This window comes from Ornithinimicrobium cryptoxanthini (assembly GCF_023923205.1).
GTDB classification, from domain to species: Bacteria; Actinomycetota; Actinomycetes; order Actinomycetales; family Dermatophilaceae; genus Ornithinicoccus; species Ornithinicoccus cryptoxanthini.
Genome location: NZ_CP099490.1, coordinates 93283 through 108395 on the forward strand (window position 1 = coordinate 93283; position 15113 = coordinate 108395).

At 69.1% G+C, this 15113-nt stretch carries 20 protein-coding genes; 12 read left to right on the forward strand and 8 right to left on the reverse strand.

All coding sequences use genetic code 11. The annotated features are described in order from the left end of the window. The first annotated feature begins 51 nt into the window (after positions 1–51). Positions 52–849 carry a dimethylarginine dimethylaminohydrolase family protein gene (locus tag NF557_RS00395; RefSeq protein WP_342454496.1) on the forward strand — a complete coding sequence of 266 codons (798 nt, stop codon included), beginning with the start codon at positions 52–54 and terminating at the stop codon, positions 847–849. A gap of 16 nt (positions 850–865) precedes the next feature. On the opposite strand, the gene NF557_RS00400 is transcribed toward NF557_RS00395, so the two are convergent. Continuing rightward, positions 866–2026 carry an NAD(P)-binding domain-containing protein gene (locus tag NF557_RS00400; protein WP_252621123.1) on the reverse strand — a complete coding sequence of 387 codons (1161 nt, stop codon included), beginning with the start codon at positions 2024–2026 and terminating at the stop codon, positions 866–868. 76 nt (positions 2027–2102) lie between these two features. Here NF557_RS00400 and NF557_RS00405 point away from each other — a divergent pair, with 76 nt between their 5' ends. From NF557_RS00405 to NF557_RS00420, 4 genes are read left to right on the forward strand one after another with little or no spacing between them, the layout of a single operon-like run. Next, positions 2103–2450, forward strand: a complete 348-nt coding sequence (locus NF557_RS00405) for a UBP-type zinc finger domain-containing protein (protein WP_252621124.1) — start codon at positions 2103–2105, stop codon at positions 2448–2450. 26 nt (positions 2451–2476) lie between these two features. Beyond that, entirely contained in the window at positions 2477–3580 is a 1104-nt protein-coding gene (locus tag NF557_RS00410) for an App1 family protein phosphatidate phosphatase (protein ID WP_252621125.1), read from the forward strand. Then, a complete protein-coding gene (locus tag NF557_RS00415) occupies positions 3573–4433 on the forward strand; it encodes an Fpg/Nei family DNA glycosylase (RefSeq protein ID WP_252621126.1) in 861 nt (286 codons plus the stop codon). Before NF557_RS00410 ends, NF557_RS00415 begins: the two co-directional genes overlap by 8 nt. Before the next feature lie 56 nt (positions 4434–4489). After that, on the forward strand, positions 4490–4819 hold the full coding sequence (locus NF557_RS00420) for a rhodanese-like domain-containing protein (protein ID WP_252621127.1): 330 nt from the start codon (positions 4490–4492) through the stop codon (positions 4817–4819). A gap of 349 nt (positions 4820–5168) precedes the next feature. Here the strand turns inward: NF557_RS00420 and NF557_RS00425 are convergent, their stop codons facing one another. Continuing rightward, entirely contained in the window at positions 5169–5729 is a 561-nt protein-coding gene (locus tag NF557_RS00425) for a hypothetical protein (RefSeq protein WP_252621128.1), read from the reverse strand. Between the two features lie 195 nt (positions 5730–5924). Between NF557_RS00425 and NF557_RS00430 the strand changes: the two genes are divergently transcribed. Next, entirely contained in the window at positions 5925–7136 is a 1212-nt protein-coding gene (locus tag NF557_RS00430; RefSeq protein ID WP_252621129.1) for an ATP-binding protein, read from the forward strand. Between the two features lie 232 nt (positions 7137–7368). Here NF557_RS00430 and NF557_RS00435 read toward each other — a convergent pair whose 3' ends face one another. Both NF557_RS00435 and NF557_RS00440 read right to left on the reverse strand, forming a co-directional pair. After that, positions 7369–7752: a pyridoxamine 5'-phosphate oxidase family protein gene (locus tag NF557_RS00435; protein ID WP_252621130.1), complete on the reverse strand. Its 384-nt coding sequence runs from the start codon at positions 7750–7752 to the stop codon at positions 7369–7371. A 1-nt stretch (position 7753) separates the two neighbouring features. Then, positions 7754–8212: a DUF6069 family protein gene (locus tag NF557_RS00440; RefSeq protein ID WP_252621131.1), complete on the reverse strand. Its 459-nt coding sequence runs from the start codon at positions 8210–8212 to the stop codon at positions 7754–7756. Positions 8213–8309: 97 nt separating this feature from the next. On the opposite strand from NF557_RS00440, the gene NF557_RS00445 reads away from it, so the two are divergent. Beyond that, the gene (locus NF557_RS00445; protein WP_252621132.1) at positions 8310–8735 is read left to right on the forward strand and encodes a MarR family winged helix-turn-helix transcriptional regulator; all 426 of its coding nucleotides are present in this window, start codon (positions 8310–8312) and stop codon (positions 8733–8735) included. A 432-nt stretch (positions 8736–9167) separates the two neighbouring features. On the opposite strand, the gene NF557_RS00450 is transcribed toward NF557_RS00445, so the two are convergent. Beyond that, the gene (locus NF557_RS00450; RefSeq protein WP_252621134.1) at positions 9168–10157 is read right to left on the reverse strand and encodes a helix-turn-helix transcriptional regulator; all 990 of its coding nucleotides are present in this window, start codon (positions 10155–10157) and stop codon (positions 9168–9170) included. Positions 10158–10249: 92 nt separating this feature from the next. On the opposite strand from NF557_RS00450, the gene NF557_RS00455 reads away from it, so the two are divergent. From NF557_RS00455 to NF557_RS00470, 4 genes are all read left to right on the forward strand, one after another. After that, complete coding sequence (locus tag NF557_RS00455) at positions 10250–11245, forward strand: ATP-binding cassette domain-containing protein (protein WP_252621135.1); 996 nt, start codon at positions 10250–10252, stop codon at positions 11243–11245. Continuing rightward, a complete protein-coding gene (locus tag NF557_RS00460) occupies positions 11242–12063 on the forward strand; it encodes an ABC transporter permease (protein WP_252621136.1) in 822 nt (273 codons plus the stop codon). Before NF557_RS00455 ends, NF557_RS00460 begins: the two co-directional genes overlap by 4 nt. 114 nt (positions 12064–12177) lie before the next feature. After that, a complete protein-coding gene (locus NF557_RS00465; RefSeq protein WP_252621137.1) occupies positions 12178–12624 on the forward strand; it encodes a MarR family winged helix-turn-helix transcriptional regulator in 447 nt (148 codons plus the stop codon). Between the two features lie 14 nt (positions 12625–12638). Beyond that, positions 12639–13148 carry a luciferase domain-containing protein gene (locus NF557_RS00470; RefSeq protein ID WP_252621139.1) on the forward strand — a complete coding sequence of 170 codons (510 nt, stop codon included), beginning with the start codon at positions 12639–12641 and terminating at the stop codon, positions 13146–13148. A 170-nt stretch (positions 13149–13318) separates the two neighbouring features. Here the strand turns inward: NF557_RS00470 and NF557_RS00475 are convergent, their stop codons facing one another. After that, complete coding sequence (locus NF557_RS00475; protein WP_252621140.1) at positions 13319–13690, reverse strand: DUF4260 family protein; 372 nt, start codon at positions 13688–13690, stop codon at positions 13319–13321. Between the two features lie 95 nt (positions 13691–13785). Here NF557_RS00475 and NF557_RS00480 point away from each other — a divergent pair, with 95 nt between their 5' ends. Then, positions 13786–14538 (forward strand): DUF3626 domain-containing protein, encoded by a 753-nt coding sequence (locus tag NF557_RS00480; protein ID WP_370584426.1) that lies wholly within the window; start codon positions 13786–13788, stop codon positions 14536–14538. Between the two features lie 13 nt (positions 14539–14551). Here the strand turns inward: NF557_RS00480 and NF557_RS00485 are convergent, their stop codons facing one another. Together NF557_RS00485 and NF557_RS17495 are read right to left on the reverse strand one after the other, a co-directional pair. After that, positions 14552–14911: a type II toxin-antitoxin system death-on-curing family toxin gene (locus tag NF557_RS00485; RefSeq protein WP_252621143.1), complete on the reverse strand. Its 360-nt coding sequence runs from the start codon at positions 14909–14911 to the stop codon at positions 14552–14554. Positions 14912–14914: 3 nt separating this feature from the next. Then, positions 14915–15049 (reverse strand): hypothetical protein, encoded by a 135-nt coding sequence (locus tag NF557_RS17495; protein ID WP_256855723.1) that lies wholly within the window; start codon positions 15047–15049, stop codon positions 14915–14917. Positions 15050–15113: the final 64 nt, after the last annotated feature.

Here is a 15113-nt window from a genome sequence, read left to right on the forward strand (position 1 = left end):
GCGCGACGCGCGCTCGTCCGCGCCCCCAGCCCCCGGCTCGCCGATGGTCTGGTGACGCACATCGCCCGATCCGACTCGGTCGATCCCGACAGGGCACTGGCCCAGTGGCGCGACTACTGCTCTGCGCTGTCCGCGGCCGGCTTCGAGCTGGTCGAGGTGGATCCCGCGCCAGAACACCCGGACAGCGTCTTCATCGAGGACGCACTGGTGGTCGTGGGCGACCTGGCGGTGGTGACGGCTCCCGGCGCCCCTGAGCGCCGCGACGAGGTGATCGGTGCCCGCGCCGCCGCGCGAGCCCTCGGGCTCGAGGTGGTCGAGCTGGCTGCACAGGATGGGTCCGCGAAGGGTGAGCCTGCGCGAGATGAGCCTGCGCGAGATGAGCCTGCGGGTGGTGAGCCCGGCGAGCCGGTCCACCTCGATGGCGGTGACGTCCTCAAGGTGGGCTCCGCGGTCTATGTCGGCGTGGGTGGCCGGACGACCCAGGCAGGGGTGCAGGCTCTGGCCCGAGCCGTGGCGGGGACCGATCACACGGTCGAGCCCGTGCCGATCAGCTCGACCCTGCACCTCAAGAGCCAGGTGACTGCCCTGCCCGACGGCACGGTGGTCGGCTTCCCCGACCTGGTCGACCAGGTCAGCGCCTGGCCACGCTTCCTGGCGGTGCCCGAGCCGGAGGGGGCCCACGTGGTCGTCCTCGCCGACGACACCGTCCTGATGTCGGACGCCGCACCGCGCTCGGCCGACCTGTTCCGGTCGCGGGGCCTGTCGGTGATCGAGGTCGACGTGAGCGAGTTCGTCAAGCTCGAGGGCTGCGTCACCTGCCTGTCGGTGCGTCAACATCCCTTTGACTGACCGGTGAGGCAGGTGGTCAGGGCTCGGTGAGGAGGGCGACCAGGTCGTTGACCGCCGCCCGACCGGCGCGGTTGGCGCCGATCGTGGAGGAGGATGGGCCATAACCGACCAGGTGGACCCGCGGCTCGTCAGCCACGCGCGTGCCCTCCATCGCGATGCCACCACCGTGCCCCCGCAGCCTCAGCGGAGCCAGGTGGTCGAGCGCCGCACGGAAGCCGGTCGCCCACAGGATCACGTCCACGGGCAGGACGCTGCCGTCGACCAGACGCACCCCGTCGGGCACCATCTCGAGGAACATCGGGCGACGCTCAAGGGCTCCGCGGGCGGCGGCCTCCCGCAGGGCGGGAGTCCACAACAGTCCGGTGACCGACACCACGCTGAGCGGCGGCAGCCCCCGGGCCACCCGCTCCTCGACCATGGCCACCGCGTCCCGTCCCGCACCGGCGTCGAACGCGCTGTCCCGCCAGACCGGCTCGCGCCGGGTGAACCAGCTGGTTGACGTGACCTGCGAGATCTCGTCGAGCAGCTGGACCGCCGAAATCCCTCCGCCGACCACCGCCACGTGCTGGTTAGCGAACTCCTGCGCCGAGACGAAGTCGGCCACGTGCAGCTGGCGTCCCTCGAAGGTCTGCTGGCCCGGATAGAGCGGCCAGAATGGTTTGGTCCAGGTGCCCGTGGCGTTGATGAGGGCACGGGTCGACCACGACCCGGCCGACGACTCGACACGCAGCCTGCCGTGCGGGTCGTCATCCTCGCGGGAGACCCGACGGACGTGCACGGGCCGTCTGATCGCCAGCTCGAGCTGCTGCTCGTAGTCGTCGAAGTAGCGGGTGATGAACTCCGAGCTGGGCTCGGCCGGATCGACCTCGGGGGTCTGGACGCCGGGCAGGGAGCTGATGCCGTTGACGGTGGCCATCCGCAACGAGCGCCACCGGTGCTGCCACGCACCGCCGGGACCTTCCTCCGCGTCCAGCACCAGATAGCTCAGCCGGTCTCCCCGAGGCAGCCCTCCCCGGTCGGACTGGGGGTCGGCCGACTCTGCTCCTGCTCGCACTCCGACTCTCTCTCCCGCGGCGGGCACCAGGCCGCGCCGTTGCAGGTGGAACGCGGCCGACAGCCCGGCCTGGCCGGCACCGATGACCAGGACGTCCACGAGCTGCGGCTGAGAGTCAGTCACGCTCACTGAACACCGCTGCTCAGGTGACTTCTTCCCACAAGGCGCGGCGCACGGCATACCGGCGTAGTTTGGTGCCATGAGTGAGCAGGCGATCGATCCCAGCGTGCCGCCGAGCGGCGACGGATGCGTCGAGTGCCTGGCCGCTGACGGCTGGTGGATCCACCTGCGCCGCTGCGCGACCTGCGGTCAGGTCGGCTGCTGCAACAGCTCGCCGGGACAGCACGCGACGGCACACTTCCAGCAGACCGGGCACCCGATGGTGCAGAGCTTTGAGCCCGGTGAGGACTGGTTCTGGGACTACCGCACCGAGGACTATGTGGAGGGTCCGACGCTGGCGGAGCCGACGGCACGCCCGGCCGACCATCCGGTGCCCGGACCAGCTGGCGCCGTGCCCGACGACTGGAGGAGCAAGATCCACCGTTAGGCAGCTCGCCGACTAGGCTTGCCGCCATGGCGAGACCGCACATTGCTGCAGTCCTCGAGGACAAGGTCTTCGGGAGGGTCGAGAAGGTGCTCCGGCGCCGCGGATGGCAGGAGCGGCTGCACGGATACACCGGCTATGGCACAGCTGAACAGGCGCGGATCCTGGCGCGGGTGCTGCTGAGCCGGTCCGAGCCCAGGCAGGCCGGCACCCTCCGTGACGAGGAGGAGCCGGACGACGACGACGCCCAGCCCGCCGAGGCGATCTATCAGGCGCTGCGGGGGTGGCGCCACTTCGTGACCGCTCCCGCTCTCAACGCACCGGTCTCGGTCACTCTGGGGGAGGCCAGGCTCGAGTGTCGGGTGGACCGCGGTGGCTACCTGGACCTCGACGTGAGCGGGCACGGCCTGGAGCCCGGCTGGCACACCGCCGAGATCCGGGCGGGCAACGGCGACACTGTCGAGGCGCCCGTGCGGATCATGGAGCCGGCGGTCGAGGTCGGCCTGGTCAGCGACATCGACGACACCGTGATGGTCACCCACCTGCCACGTCTGTTCATCGCGGCATGGAACACCTTCTTCCGCCAGGAGTTCGCCCGCGAGGTCGTCCCCGGCATGGCCGCGCTCTTCCGCTCTCTCGTGGCAGAGCGTCCCGGCATGCCGGTCTTCTATCTGTCGACCGGGGCGTGGAACACCGCGCCGACACTGACCCGGTTCCTCCGGCGCAACAACTATCCCGAGGGCCCTCTCCTGCTGACCGACTGGGGGGCGACCAACACCGGCTGGTTCCGCAGCGGACAGCAGCACAAGAGCCACGAGCTGCACCGCCTGCTGCGCGACTTCCCCGGGATGCGCTGGATCCTGGTGGGTGACGACGGGCAGCACGACCCGACGATCTATGGCGAGTTCAGCCAGCAGCACCCCGAGGCGGTCGAGGCCGTCCTGATCCGGCAGCTGACAACCGCCCAGCAGATGCTGAGCCACGGTCTGCCGATCGCCAACGACGAGCTGCTCGGCAAGGACTACTTCGGGGTGCCCATGCTGCGCGCTCCCGATGGCTTCTCGCTGCACCGGATCCTGGCCGTCAGCCGGCAACGGTTGGCCGACCTGCGTCCCAGGACCAGCCATGCCTGAGCTGCCCGAGGTGCAGGGTCTGGTCGACTTCCTCGCCGGTCGTGTGGTGGGCAGGGTGATCACGGATGTCGAGCTGGGGTCGATCGCGGTGCTCAAGACGTTCAACCCGCCGCCGGACGCCCTCGTCGGGCGGCCGGTCGACGGCGTCGCCCGGCACGGCAAGTTCGTCGATCTGGACGTCGACGGCACGCACCTGGTGTTCCATCTCGCGCGGGCCGGGTGGCTGCGCTTCTCGGAGAAGTTGCCGACCACGCGGGTGCGTCCCGGCAAGTCGCCGATCGCGCTGCGCGTGCGGCTGGACGACGAGTCCGGCTTCGACCTGACCGAGGCCGGGACCAAGAAGGGGCTGGCGGCCTATGTCGTCGAGGATCCGCAGTCGGTGCCGGCCATCGGCAGCCTCGGTCCCGATCCGCTGAGCGAGGGCTTCACCCGCGAGGTCTTCGGGCAGATCCTGGCGGGACAGCGCAGTCAGATCAAGGGGCTGCTGCGCAGCCAGGGGACCATCGCGGGGGTCGGCAACGCCTATTCGGACGAGGTGCTGCACGCCGCGAAGCTCTCTCCGTTTGCCATCGCCAACACGCTGACAGCAGAGCAGGTCGACACGTTGTATGCCGCGCTGCGCGAGACCCTGCAGGCTGCGGTCGCGCAGAGCTCGGGCAAGCCGGCCGCCGAGCTCAAGGATGCCAAGCGCCGCGGGATGGCCGTGCACGGACGGGCCGGCCAGGAGTGCCCGGTCTGCGGCGACACCGTGCGCGAGGTCAGCTTCGCTGACTCGGCGCTGCAGTATTGCCCGACGTGCCAGACCGGTGGGAAGCTGCTGGCTGACCGCCGCATGTCGCGGTTGCTGAAGTAGGCGGGTGACCGGCCGCTGCCACACCTGCGGATGCACGGACGTGTCAGGATGGATGGATGAGTGAGACACCGTTGATCTCCGTGGCCGACCTGCCCGACGACGCCGTCCTCGTGGATGTCCGCGAGGACGACGAGTGGGTGGCCGGCCACGCTCCCCACGCGATCCACGTCCCGATGGGCACCGTCCCGGACAACCTCGACGCCCTGCCCGACGCGGACGAGCCGGTCCCGGTGATCTGCCGCAGCGGGGGGCGGTCGCACCGCGTCGTGCAGTGGTTGGTCCACCAGGGCTTTGATGTCGTGAACGTCGATGGCGGCATGCGTGCCTGGGCCGGTGCCGGCAAGGAGATGACGAGCGAGAACGGCAGCGAGCCCACCGTCATCTAGACAGCGGGTGCCCAGTCAGACCCCGCACTCGTGGCTCAAGGCAGCCGCGACCCACACACCCACCATCTCGTCGGGCAGCGTGGAGCCGGCCTCAAAGGACTCCAGGCCCTTGCCGTTGGCGCCGTTCGGGTTCATCTTGCCCTCGCCCTTGGGGTCGCCGATCGTCTTGCTGACCTTGATCTTGATCCCGACGGGGAGGACCCTCGGCCCGCAGAGCGTCGTAGCCAGCCTCGACCTGCTCCTCGCAGGCCGCTTCGAACAGTCCGAGGCCCTTCTGCCACATCACCCGCAGGATTGATTGCCCCTACCCCTGGGGATGACGCGTCGTCACCTCAGGTCGTGCATCCGCCTAGTCAGGGGGCGTAAACACCCGTGCCTGCCAGCCCCACTCGCGAGCGGTCTCCACGCTAGGCGGTCGCTCGTCGGTGAAGTGGACCAGTCCTGGTCCCACGACGCGGGCCAGTCGGGCCTCGATCTCGGCGTGGGCCGCCGGGCAGTCCCCGTCCAGGAGGTGCTGGGCGAAGACGCCGAGACCGGCTTCCGCCAGACTCGTCGCCGCTCCTTCGCCGGTGGCGGTCAGCAGGAAGAGGGGGGTCCCCGCCCGCTCCAGCTCCACCAGCAGCGGTGTCGTGACGTCCGCGTGGCGGAGCACGGTGCCGAGGTCGAGCACCGCGACCTCGGCACGGCCCAGGAAGCACGCGATCCGCCAGGGCACCGCCTGGACAACGCGGTGGACGAGCACCGCGTCGAGTGGGATGTGCACTTCGCCCCTCCGTGTGTGCAAGGTCAAGGCATCGCGGTCGCGCGCGGTGATCCTCCCGACCGCGTCGCTGGCGCGGCCGTCGGCCAGGCGGTGCCGGACCGTCACGCGCTCGCCCAGGGGGATGTCGCTGAGACTCTCTGGAGGCATATTGCCGACTCTAACGCCCTGGCTAGACGTTGCTTCCCTGGGCGAGAGGAGACGTAGGTGATTGGTGACTATCCGGGCATCTAAGAGAAAAGCAAGAGCACGTCATACGAGCCGATCGTCCGCGTTTCCGACACGCCGATCAGGCTCTATCTGGAGATATCCGCCACACGCTAGAGAACGGCATACAGTGCCATCGTGGACCCGATACGCAACCCTTATGCCCCCGGCGCCGGGCAGCGCCCGCCCGAGCTCGCCGGCCGTGATGAGCAGCTCGACCGCTTCCAGGTGGTCCTCGAGCGGATCCAGCGGGGCCGTCCGGAGCGGTCGATGATTTTGACCGGGCTGCGCGGGGTCGGCAAAACGGTGCTGCTCAACGCGCTCCGCTCGACGGCGGTGCGCTCGCGGTGGGGGACCGGCAAGTTTGAGGCGCGCCCCGACCAGGCGCTGCGGCGCCCGCTGGCTGCGGCACTGCACGTCGCTGTCCGCGAGCTGGGCCATCCTCGCGGAGAGGAGCTGGACCACGTGCTCGGCGTCATCAAGGCGTTCGCCCAGAAGGACCAGCCGGGCGCCAAGCTGCGCGACCGCTGGAACCCGGGCATCGACGTGCCGGCCATCTCCGGACGGGCGGACTCGGGCGATATCGAGATCGACCTGGTGGAGCTGTTCACCGACGTGGGTGGTCTGGCTGCTGACGTCGGCAAGGGTGCCGCGGTGTTTATCGATGAGATGCAGGACCTTGGCCCGGACGACATCTCTGCGATCTGTGCCGCCTGTCATGAGCTCAGCCAGACCGCTCTGCCGGTGATCGTGGTTGGCGCCGGGTTGCCGCACCTGCCCGCGGTGCTGTCGGCGAGCAAGTCCTACTCGGAGCGGCTGTTCCGTTACAACCGCATCGATCGGCTCGATCGGTCCAACGCTGATCAGGCGCTGCGGGCTCCCGCCCAGCACGAGGACGCCGACTTCACCCCCGAGGCGCTGGATGCGCTGTATGCCGCGACCGGCGGTTATCCCTATTTCATCCAGGCCTATGGCAAGGCGGTGTGGGACCACGCCCCCCAGACGCCGATCACCGCGGAGGACGTGCGCGTCGCCTCTCCCGAGGCCGAGTCGGAGCTGGCCGTCGGCTTTTTCGGGTCGCGCTATGAGCGCGCGACGCCGGGGGAGCGGGAGTATCTGCGGGCCATGGCCGACCTCGGTGCCCAGGTCGCGGCCGACGATCCCGACGCGGTCGATGCGATCGAGTCCGTGCCGACCGCCGACGTCGCGGCCCATCTGGAGCGCAAGCCCCAGTCGTTGTCCCCTGCGCGCGATGCCCTGTTGAAGAAGGGGCTGATCTATTCGGGCGAGCGCGGGCGGATCGCCTTCACGGTGCCGCACTTCGGCAGATACCTGCGGGCCCAGGCCTGAGCACAGTTGTCTAGTTCGAGCGAAAGACGCGGGCGAGCTAAACGAGACTCGTGAGACGAGGCAGCGCGAGGAGCATGTCGTCGCAGTGAGACGCAGACCATGTCGCCACGTGACGTAAGTGCGGAACGTGTCGCCATGCATACGTATGCAGTGAAGCGAGGCGCTGACCGTGGTCCGCTGATCTGATCCGTCGATTCCAGGCGTGGCTTCTCCGTGTCCGGAGAGGAATCGGTCAGTGGGACGAGGGGCCGTCCGGCATGATCGCGGTCAGGCCCCACGACGTCACGTCATCGAGGGTCAGGCGCAGGGTGGCGCTGTCGTCGTCGATTCTGGCGCGGCCACGGACCATGAACGCCCAGGGCGACCAGCCCGGGCCCGACGCGAGGCCGTCGATGACAACGGCGGCGCGCCCGGTGGCGCGGACGTGGGCGGCTCGCACCGTCCGGGGGACGTCCCGGCCGCCGAGGACAAGTTCCTGGGTGGCCGGGTCGTACGACCAGCCACCAGGAACGACGTGCGGCATACCATCGGCGTCGACGGTGGCGATCCGGGCCAAGGACCGGGGTGGGTCGAGCAGAAAGCGCCGCTCTGCCTCGCTCAGTTGCGACCTGGCCACGTCACTGCGCCTTGCTGCTCGTGGCCCGGCGGACCGCGATGAACCAGGCGGCGCCAGCCGCGAGGTGCATGCAGGCCAACGCCACCTGCGTATCTGTCCCCGCGATCATGGTGAACGGTGCAGGCACGGTCACGACAGCGACCATCAGGCCGATCACCGCAAGGACGCGCCAGGCACGAGTCCCCGACCGGCGCAGTCGCAGCAGCAGCAACGTGGCTAAGAGCATCGGCGCGATGGTCATCAGTGCGATCATCCCGACTCCGATGGCCATCGGGGGCTCAGTCTCGGCACGCCGGAGGAGCATGTCGGCCCCCAGCCCACGGGCCAGGACCAGGACGGTGATGTTGACGGTCAGCGCTGTCGCAACGGACCACAGCCCTGTGCGCCATGCAAGGGCGGCCGAGAGAGAAGACCCGGCACCAGTAGCGGAGCGAGTCGGTGCAACTGGGTGAGCGAACATGGTGGTAGACCTCCATGGTTGAGGAAATCAAGGGATTTCAGAGTGACACCGACTGTTGAGGTTGTCAACAGATTGGGTGGTCAACTATTGTGGCGAGGTGTCCTCCGCGACCGAAGTCGACGTCTTGGCCGAGGCCCACGGCCTCAGTGCCCAGCTTCTGCGCGTGGCCGAGCGCGCTCGCAACGACTTCGCAGACGTCGTCGGCGAGCTGGGGCTGACACCACAGCAGGCCCGCGCCGTGCTCTGGCTGGATAACCCCAGCGCCATGCGAACTCTGGCCGAGCACCTGGCTTGCGACGCCTCCAACGTCACCGGAATCGCAGACCGGCTGGAGGAGTCCGGGCTCGTCGAGCGGGTCCCTGGTCAGGACCGCCGCGTCAAGTTGCTCCGACTCACCACCAAAGGTGTGGCACTGCGCGCCGACCTCGCCGACCGCGTCGCCGCCGGCTCCACCGTCACCGCCAAGCTGACCAGCCAAGAACGCACCCAACTCGCAGCACTGCTCGACAAGCTCCTCGCCTGACGAACCGCGCCACCCGCAGCCGGTGGTCTACCGGGCTGGGGGCGGCCTGGGGACGCTTCGTAGCCGTCCTCATGACCTGGACACCTCGGGTCGACGAGGCTAACAATGCCGTGGCAGTGACCGAGAGGATCATCCACGTATCAAGCATTCGAGTGCTGTCACGACCAAGCTCGTCCTGCCGCCGTGGGCCCCCGCCCTGGGCGGAGGGACCACCGCTGCCTAACGGCTCCCTTGTCAACGCTCTGTCTCAAAGTCCGCAGCGGAGCGCGTCTCAGAATCAGCCCCTGCAGGGGGCCACAGTCTCAAATCGGTCGCAGCTGACACAGTGGGCGGCATCAGTGTCAGCCGTCTGCGGGGGAGCAACCTCAGCGGGTGGCTTCTCGAACTTCCACCCGGTGTCACCGGCCTCGCCGTCGGCGTCCGGCACCTTCGTCAGCTCGGTGAAGAGCGGGTGCCGGTTCCGTCCCCCGACGCCCTCACCGCTCGCCCAACCCTTCCACTGATCTCCTCCAGCGCGGCGACCAGCTCCGGCGGATCAAGCACCTCGAACTCCTCCTCAAAAAGCAGCAGCCACGCCGCCAGTGACGGCCACGACCACGAGCCGACCTCGAGCTCGCAAGAAGTGTCGTCGCGCGAGATGACCGTGCCCTGCTCCGGGCGGACCCACCGTGAGACGTCTCCCGCCGGTGCATGCAGGACGACCCGCCCAAGCACCGGCCACGTCGACTCGCCCGGCGGGCGGACCAGGTCGGCGACCATCTCGTCCGTCAGCTCTCGAGGACTGAAGCGGGGGCCGACCGGCGTCCGTGGCCGCACCCGGTCGACGCGGAACGTGCGCCAGTCGGCGCGGTCGAGGTCCCAGGCCACGGCATACCACCGACCGCGGCGGCTCACCAGCCGGTGCGGCTCGACCCGGCGCAGGGAGCCCGCGCCCTCCTTGTCGACGTAGTCGAAGCGCAGCACCTGGTGGTCCCGGTTGCAGGCACCGAACTGGAGCAGCACCTCGGGGTCGACCGCGGTGGCGGGGGAGGAGGTGGGCGGCACGGCGAGCACTTGCAGCGCGTCGACCCGGTGCCGCAGCCGCGAGGGCATGACCTGGCGGATCGTCGCGAGCGCGCGGACCGCGGCCTCCTGGACACCGGTCACGCCCAGCGTCGCCGTCTGCAGCGCCACGGCGACGGCGACCGCCTGCTCGTCGTCGAAGAGCAGCGGCGGCAGGTCGCTGCCGGGCGCCAGCCGGTAGCCACCAGCCGGCCCCTTGGTCGTCTGCACCGGGTAGCCCAGCTCCCGCAGCCGGTCCACGTCGCGCCGGACCGTGCGCCTGCTCACGCCCAGCCGGTCCGCGAGCGACTCGCCCGGCCAGTCACGTCGGGCCTGGAGCAGCGACAGCAGCGAGAGCAGCCGTCCAGAGGGAGTCGTCATACCCCGAGTATGCCGTGCAGAAGCGGCCAGGATCTGACCTCTACTCCTCCTAGCGTGGCTTAAGCACGACCAACCGAGAGGAGACGATGAGCATGATCGAGACCAGAGGCCTGACGAAGGACTTCGCCGGGCGCAAGGAGACGGTGCACGCGGTGCGCGGCATCGACCTGCACGTGGAGCGTGGCGAGACCGTCGCCGTCCTGGGGCCGAACGGCGCCGGCAAGACGACGACGATGCGGATGCTGACCACCCTGACAGCGCCGACCGCGGGCACCGCCCGGGTGGCGGGGTATGACGTGGTGCGGGCCCCCGCGCAGGTGCGGCAGCGCCTGGGATACGTCGGGCAGGGCAACGGCGCCGGCCACGGCCAGCGCGCGCTCGACGAGCTGGCCATGCAGGGCCTCACCTTCGGGATGAGCCGACGGACCGCCCGGGTGAGGGCGCAGGAGCTGATGGCTGGGCTGGACCTGGCAGGCAAGGAGCGCGCCAAGGTCTCCGAGCTGTCCGGCGGCCAGCGTCGTCGCCTCGACGTGGCCATGGGGCTGATGCACGCGCCGGAGCTGCTCGTCCTGGACGAGCCCTCCACGGGTCTGGACCCGCACAACCGGGCCAACCTGTGGGAGCACATCGCGGCACTGCGCGACGAGCACGACATCACGCTGCCGCTCACCACCCACTACCTCGACGAGGCGGACACGATGGCCAAGCGCGTGGTGATCGTCGACCACGGCAGGGTCATCGCCGACGACGCCCCCGAGGTGCTCAAGAGCAGGCACGCCGGCGACCGGCTCACGGTCACCACGGCGAGCGCGGAGCAGACCGCCCGCCTGGCCGCCCGGCTGGAGTCGTGGGAGGCGACGAGCGAGGTCCGGCTCGCCGGCGCAACGCTCACCGCGGACATCGCGGCCGGGTCCACCCGGGTGAGCGAGCTGGTCCGCACGGCCGACGCCGACGGCATACCGATCACCGACCTGCAGATGAGGCGCCCGACGCTCGACGACGTCTTCCTCAACCTGACCGGCCGCAGCCTGCGCGAGGCCGCCGCCCCGACCGACCTGACCGACCCGACCGAGGAGAGCGCAGCATGAGCACCACGACCCTGACCCAGGTGGGCACGCCCGTCGAGATGCCCTCGGCACCTCCCCGCCGCAGCGTGGTGGGGGACACGCTCATCGTGCTGACCCGCGAGCTGCGGCCCACGCTGCACGACCCGTTCTCGGTGGTCTTCTCGCTGATCCAGCCGATCTTCTTCCTGGCGCTCTTCGGTCCGCTGCTGGCCGGCAACCTCGGCGGGGGCCTATCCGACGGCGAGGTCTGGCAGTGGTTCGTCCCGGCGATCCTGGTGATGATCTCGCTCTTCGGCTCGACCACGGTGGGCTCCAACCTGCTCTTCGAGATGCAGACCGGTGCGCACGAGCGGATGCTCGTCACGCCGCTGGCGCGCTCCTCGCTGCTCGTCGGGCGGGCCCTGAAGGAGATCGTCACCCTCGTGGCGCAGGCCGTGGTCATCGTGCTGGTGATGCTGCCATTCGGCTTCCGGCTGCACCCCGGCGGTGCCCTGCTGGGGCTGGTCCTGCTGGCCATCCTCGGCGTTGGGATCAGCGCGGTGAGCTATGCGCTGGCCCTCGCGGTGCGCAACCAAGACTGGATGTTCTGGGTGGTGCAGCAGACCGTGCTCTTCCCACTGATGATCCTCTCGGGGATGCTGCTGCCGCTCGACGGCGGGCCGGGGTGGATGCGGGCCCTGGCCCGGGCCAACCCTCTGTCGTATGTCGTGGAGGCCGAGCGGGCGCTCTTCGCCGGGGACCTGACGGCGGCGCCGGTGCTGTGGGGGTTCGTGGCGGCGGCGCTCACCGCGGCCGTCGGGCTTGCGGTCGGGATCCGGTCGATGAGGCGCGGCGACTGAGTTCATCCGGCCTTGTTCTGCGAGTCACGACCGGCGGGCTTCGTAAAGTAGTACGTATACCGTACTATTGGACGGGAACCATCCCGCTGGCAGAAGGGACTCAAGATGGGTGCGGTGAGCGCGACCACAGGGCTAGACGTCACGGCTGGGTTGATCCGCAGCGCGGCGCTGATCCATGACGTTCATGCGGCCGTCAGTGGCGAGCACGGACTCACCCCCCAGCAGGCGCAGCTGATGTGTGTGGTGGGCGACCAGCCCTCGAGCATGGTGCAGCTCGGCGCGCTGCTGCGGATCGGCAAGTCCAGCATGACCGGCCTGATCGACCGGGCCCAACGCGCGGGGCTCGTCCAGCGGGTGCCTGCGCCGGACGACGGTCGCTCGTTCCTGATCGAACCGACACCGCTCGGCCGCCGCACGAACGAGGGGTTCCGCCGTGCCGTGGGGCAGCGACTCGATGAGGTCCTGGCGACCCTGACGACGCAGGAGCGGGACACCCTCGCCGCGGTCCTGTCGAAAATCGTCCTGAACAATCAGGCCCCTGAGACGTGGCCAGAACAGTGAGTGAGGAAAAGACCATGACAACACCTGACCAGACGGCGCTGCCGGTCCGGCCTGGATCGCCTCCGGCGACCACCCCGACCAACCCGCACACCCAGCTCGGCCAGATCGCCCCGGTCCACCTGCAGGACCGGCTGCGCGACCACGCCCTGTCATTGCCTGGGGTCCGGCGCGGGATCAGCCGCGTCTCGGTCCCGGGCGCCGTGGCCTTCTACCTCGACGAGCCCCTGAACCCCCCGACGATGCCCGACCTCTTCGGGGGCGAGTGGGGACACATCCACCCGCCCTCCGACGGCAGCCTGCACCTGAACGTGCCGACGGAGCTGGCCGAGCGGCTGATCCAGGCCGGCTGGGCGGAGTACCACTCCCTTGTCGGACGTGGCCACATCCCGCCGCTGGTCGTGATGCTCTACGGGCCACGCGACGAGGCCGAACTCACCGTCTGCGCCTCCGCCGTCGAGGAGGCCTACCTGGCCAACGGCGGAGCGCGCCACGACCCGACTGGGCGCGCCCTGGGCTTCTCCTGACAACCTCCTAGGGGTGGCGTAGCAGGCCCGCCCCGATCACGTGCATAATGCCGCGCCGCGGACTGCTGGTGCAAACGTCCTGGCCCGAATCCGTTCCGGTAGGTCTACCCGCGGGGACACCGCAGCTCCCCGCAGAACCACCCCGACCCTGACTTGCCCTAACCGCGGAGTCAGTGTTTCTTGCCCACTTCCCCGAGGTGGGTGTGGGTGAAGCGGTCTGTGAACTTGAGCCCGTATCCGAGTAGACGATCGACGGCGATGTGGAAGGCCCACGTCAGGGCGACGAATATCGGCCACCGAGCGTCGCCCGCCGCCAGCCAGGTGAGAGCGAGGAGCGCGGCTGGGCCAAGATAGCTGTGGCCGACGTTGTAACTGATCGCGCCGACCCTTGGTGAGGCAAGGTAGCCAACCATCGATACATCCCACAGCAGGAAGACCGCGATGAGCCACCACCAAGCGAAGTCCAACCGAACGAAGGCGACGACAACAAGCACCGCGATGGCGGCGCTCTCGATCCGCTGGAACCACACTGGCAGGGCCATGCGCTCAGTATCCACCTGTCGGGTCCGCGAGATCCCCCTCCTGCCGCTGGTCGGCGGCCATCCTCGGGCGTCCGAAGATCGCCGGGGATGGCAGCATGTGCGACGTGCATGTCACCCTGCAGTTTCATCCCGACTGGCCTTTCGGTGACGGGTTGGTCATCGAGGCGATCGCCCGCGACGGGCGCTACCGCAGTCAGTTCGAGACGGGCACATCCAATGGTGGCCTCACGGCCTACGAGGGTGGGGACCGCTGGCTCTGGGAGAACCGCCTCTTCGACGGGCGCTACGACGGTGCCGTCCACAGCCAGCGTCCGGTGTACGGGGGCTTGAACTTCGACCATGACCCCTACGGTGGCTCCGTCCGGTTCGGATCAACGCATCTCCGGCTTCGCGAGGAGGTCATGGATCGATGCACGTTCTGTTTTCCAGACTCCGTCTTCGAGCCCGCAGCGGTCTGCGGGCCGGGCGAAGTTGAAGAACTGATCCGACTGTCATGCTCGAGTGACCTGGATCCGCTGGATCGGTATGTCGAGGCGCATGTCCACGGTCAGGTGTCCATCGCACGCGATGTCGAGGCTGTCGTGCTCGATCCCTGCTATCGGGGCACAGACGTCGAAGGAGCAGCGGCCGCATTGGGCTGCCGGGTGGAGTGGCACCCCGGCTTCACTACGTCCACTGCATCACTGGACGCGACCTATCGGGGTGTCGAATACGTGAAGCTGGCCCAGGCGATGGGAACGGTGCTCACTCCCGACGTGATTGGGCGGGCCGCGCGTTCAGGACACCACGACGGCCAAGCCCTGAAGAGGGTCTGGCACTATCTAGCCCGCTTTGGTCAGCGGGCCTAGCCGTTAGTTCGAGCTAGTGCCACTGAGCCAAGTGGCGAGCTGCCACATGGTGGTCGGCCGTGCCGCCGGCGACGGCGATGACCAGGTCGTACGCGTCGTCGTCCGGTGCATGAAGATCGATGTCGTTGAGTCCGTAGAACACGACTACCGCGAGCCAGCCCAGGGGGTTGTTGCCATCCACGAGCGGGTGGTTGACGACGATCGACTCCAGCAGCGCGCTAGCCTTCGCGTCGATGTCCGGGTAGGCGTCACGTGCGAAGACGCTGGCGCTGGGGCGGTGGGCCGCGGAGTCCAGCAGGCCAAGGTCCTGGATCGGACCTACGCCCAGGTCCGCTGCCACGGCAAGCAGATCCTCGGTGGTCAGGTACTCCAACGGTCAGCGTCCGAGACGCTCGAGCAGGTCGGCGTACCGCTCTCGCCCACGTGTGGACAGCTCGCGCACACGCTCCTCGTGCCCGCGCCGGGCGGCCGCCTCCCGGATCGCCCGCACCGTCGCCTCCTGCTTGCTCACACCCTCAGCCTCGGCCAAAGCCGCCAAGGCACGATCGTCCTCGGGAGAAAGTCGCAAAGTCATC

Coding starts and splice junctions, on each gene's coding strand:
- NF557_RS00425 (WP_252621128.1), bottom strand. CDS start 5,729: ATGCCTCCAGAGAGTCTCAGCGACATCCCCCTGGGCGAGCGCGTGACG.
- NF557_RS00460 (WP_252621136.1), top strand. CDS start 11,242: ATGAGCACCACGACCCTGACCCAGGTGGGCACGCCCGTCGAGATGCCC.
- NF557_RS00475 (WP_252621140.1), bottom strand. CDS start 13,690: ATGGCCCTGCCAGTGTGGTTCCAGCGGATCGAGAGCGCCGCCATCGCG.
- NF557_RS00455 (WP_252621135.1), top strand. CDS start 10,250: ATGATCGAGACCAGAGGCCTGACGAAGGACTTCGCCGGGCGCAAGGAG.
- NF557_RS00420 (WP_252621127.1), top strand. CDS start 4,490: ATGAGTGAGACACCGTTGATCTCCGTGGCCGACCTGCCCGACGACGCC.
- NF557_RS00470 (WP_252621139.1), top strand. CDS start 12,639: ATGACAACACCTGACCAGACGGCGCTGCCGGTCCGGCCTGGATCGCCT.
- NF557_RS00405 (WP_252621124.1), top strand. CDS start 2,103: ATGAGTGAGCAGGCGATCGATCCCAGCGTGCCGCCGAGCGGCGACGGA.
- NF557_RS00410 (WP_252621125.1), top strand. CDS start 2,477: ATGGCGAGACCGCACATTGCTGCAGTCCTCGAGGACAAGGTCTTCGGG.
- NF557_RS00415 (WP_252621126.1), top strand. CDS start 3,573: ATGCCTGAGCTGCCCGAGGTGCAGGGTCTGGTCGACTTCCTCGCCGGT.
- NF557_RS00480 (WP_370584426.1), top strand. CDS start 13,786: ATGTGCGACGTGCATGTCACCCTGCAGTTTCATCCCGACTGGCCTTTC.
- NF557_RS00440 (WP_252621131.1), bottom strand. CDS start 8,212: ATGTTCGCTCACCCAGTTGCACCGACTCGCTCCGCTACTGGTGCCGGG.
- NF557_RS00450 (WP_252621134.1), bottom strand. CDS start 10,157: ATGACGACTCCCTCTGGACGGCTGCTCTCGCTGCTGTCGCTGCTCCAG.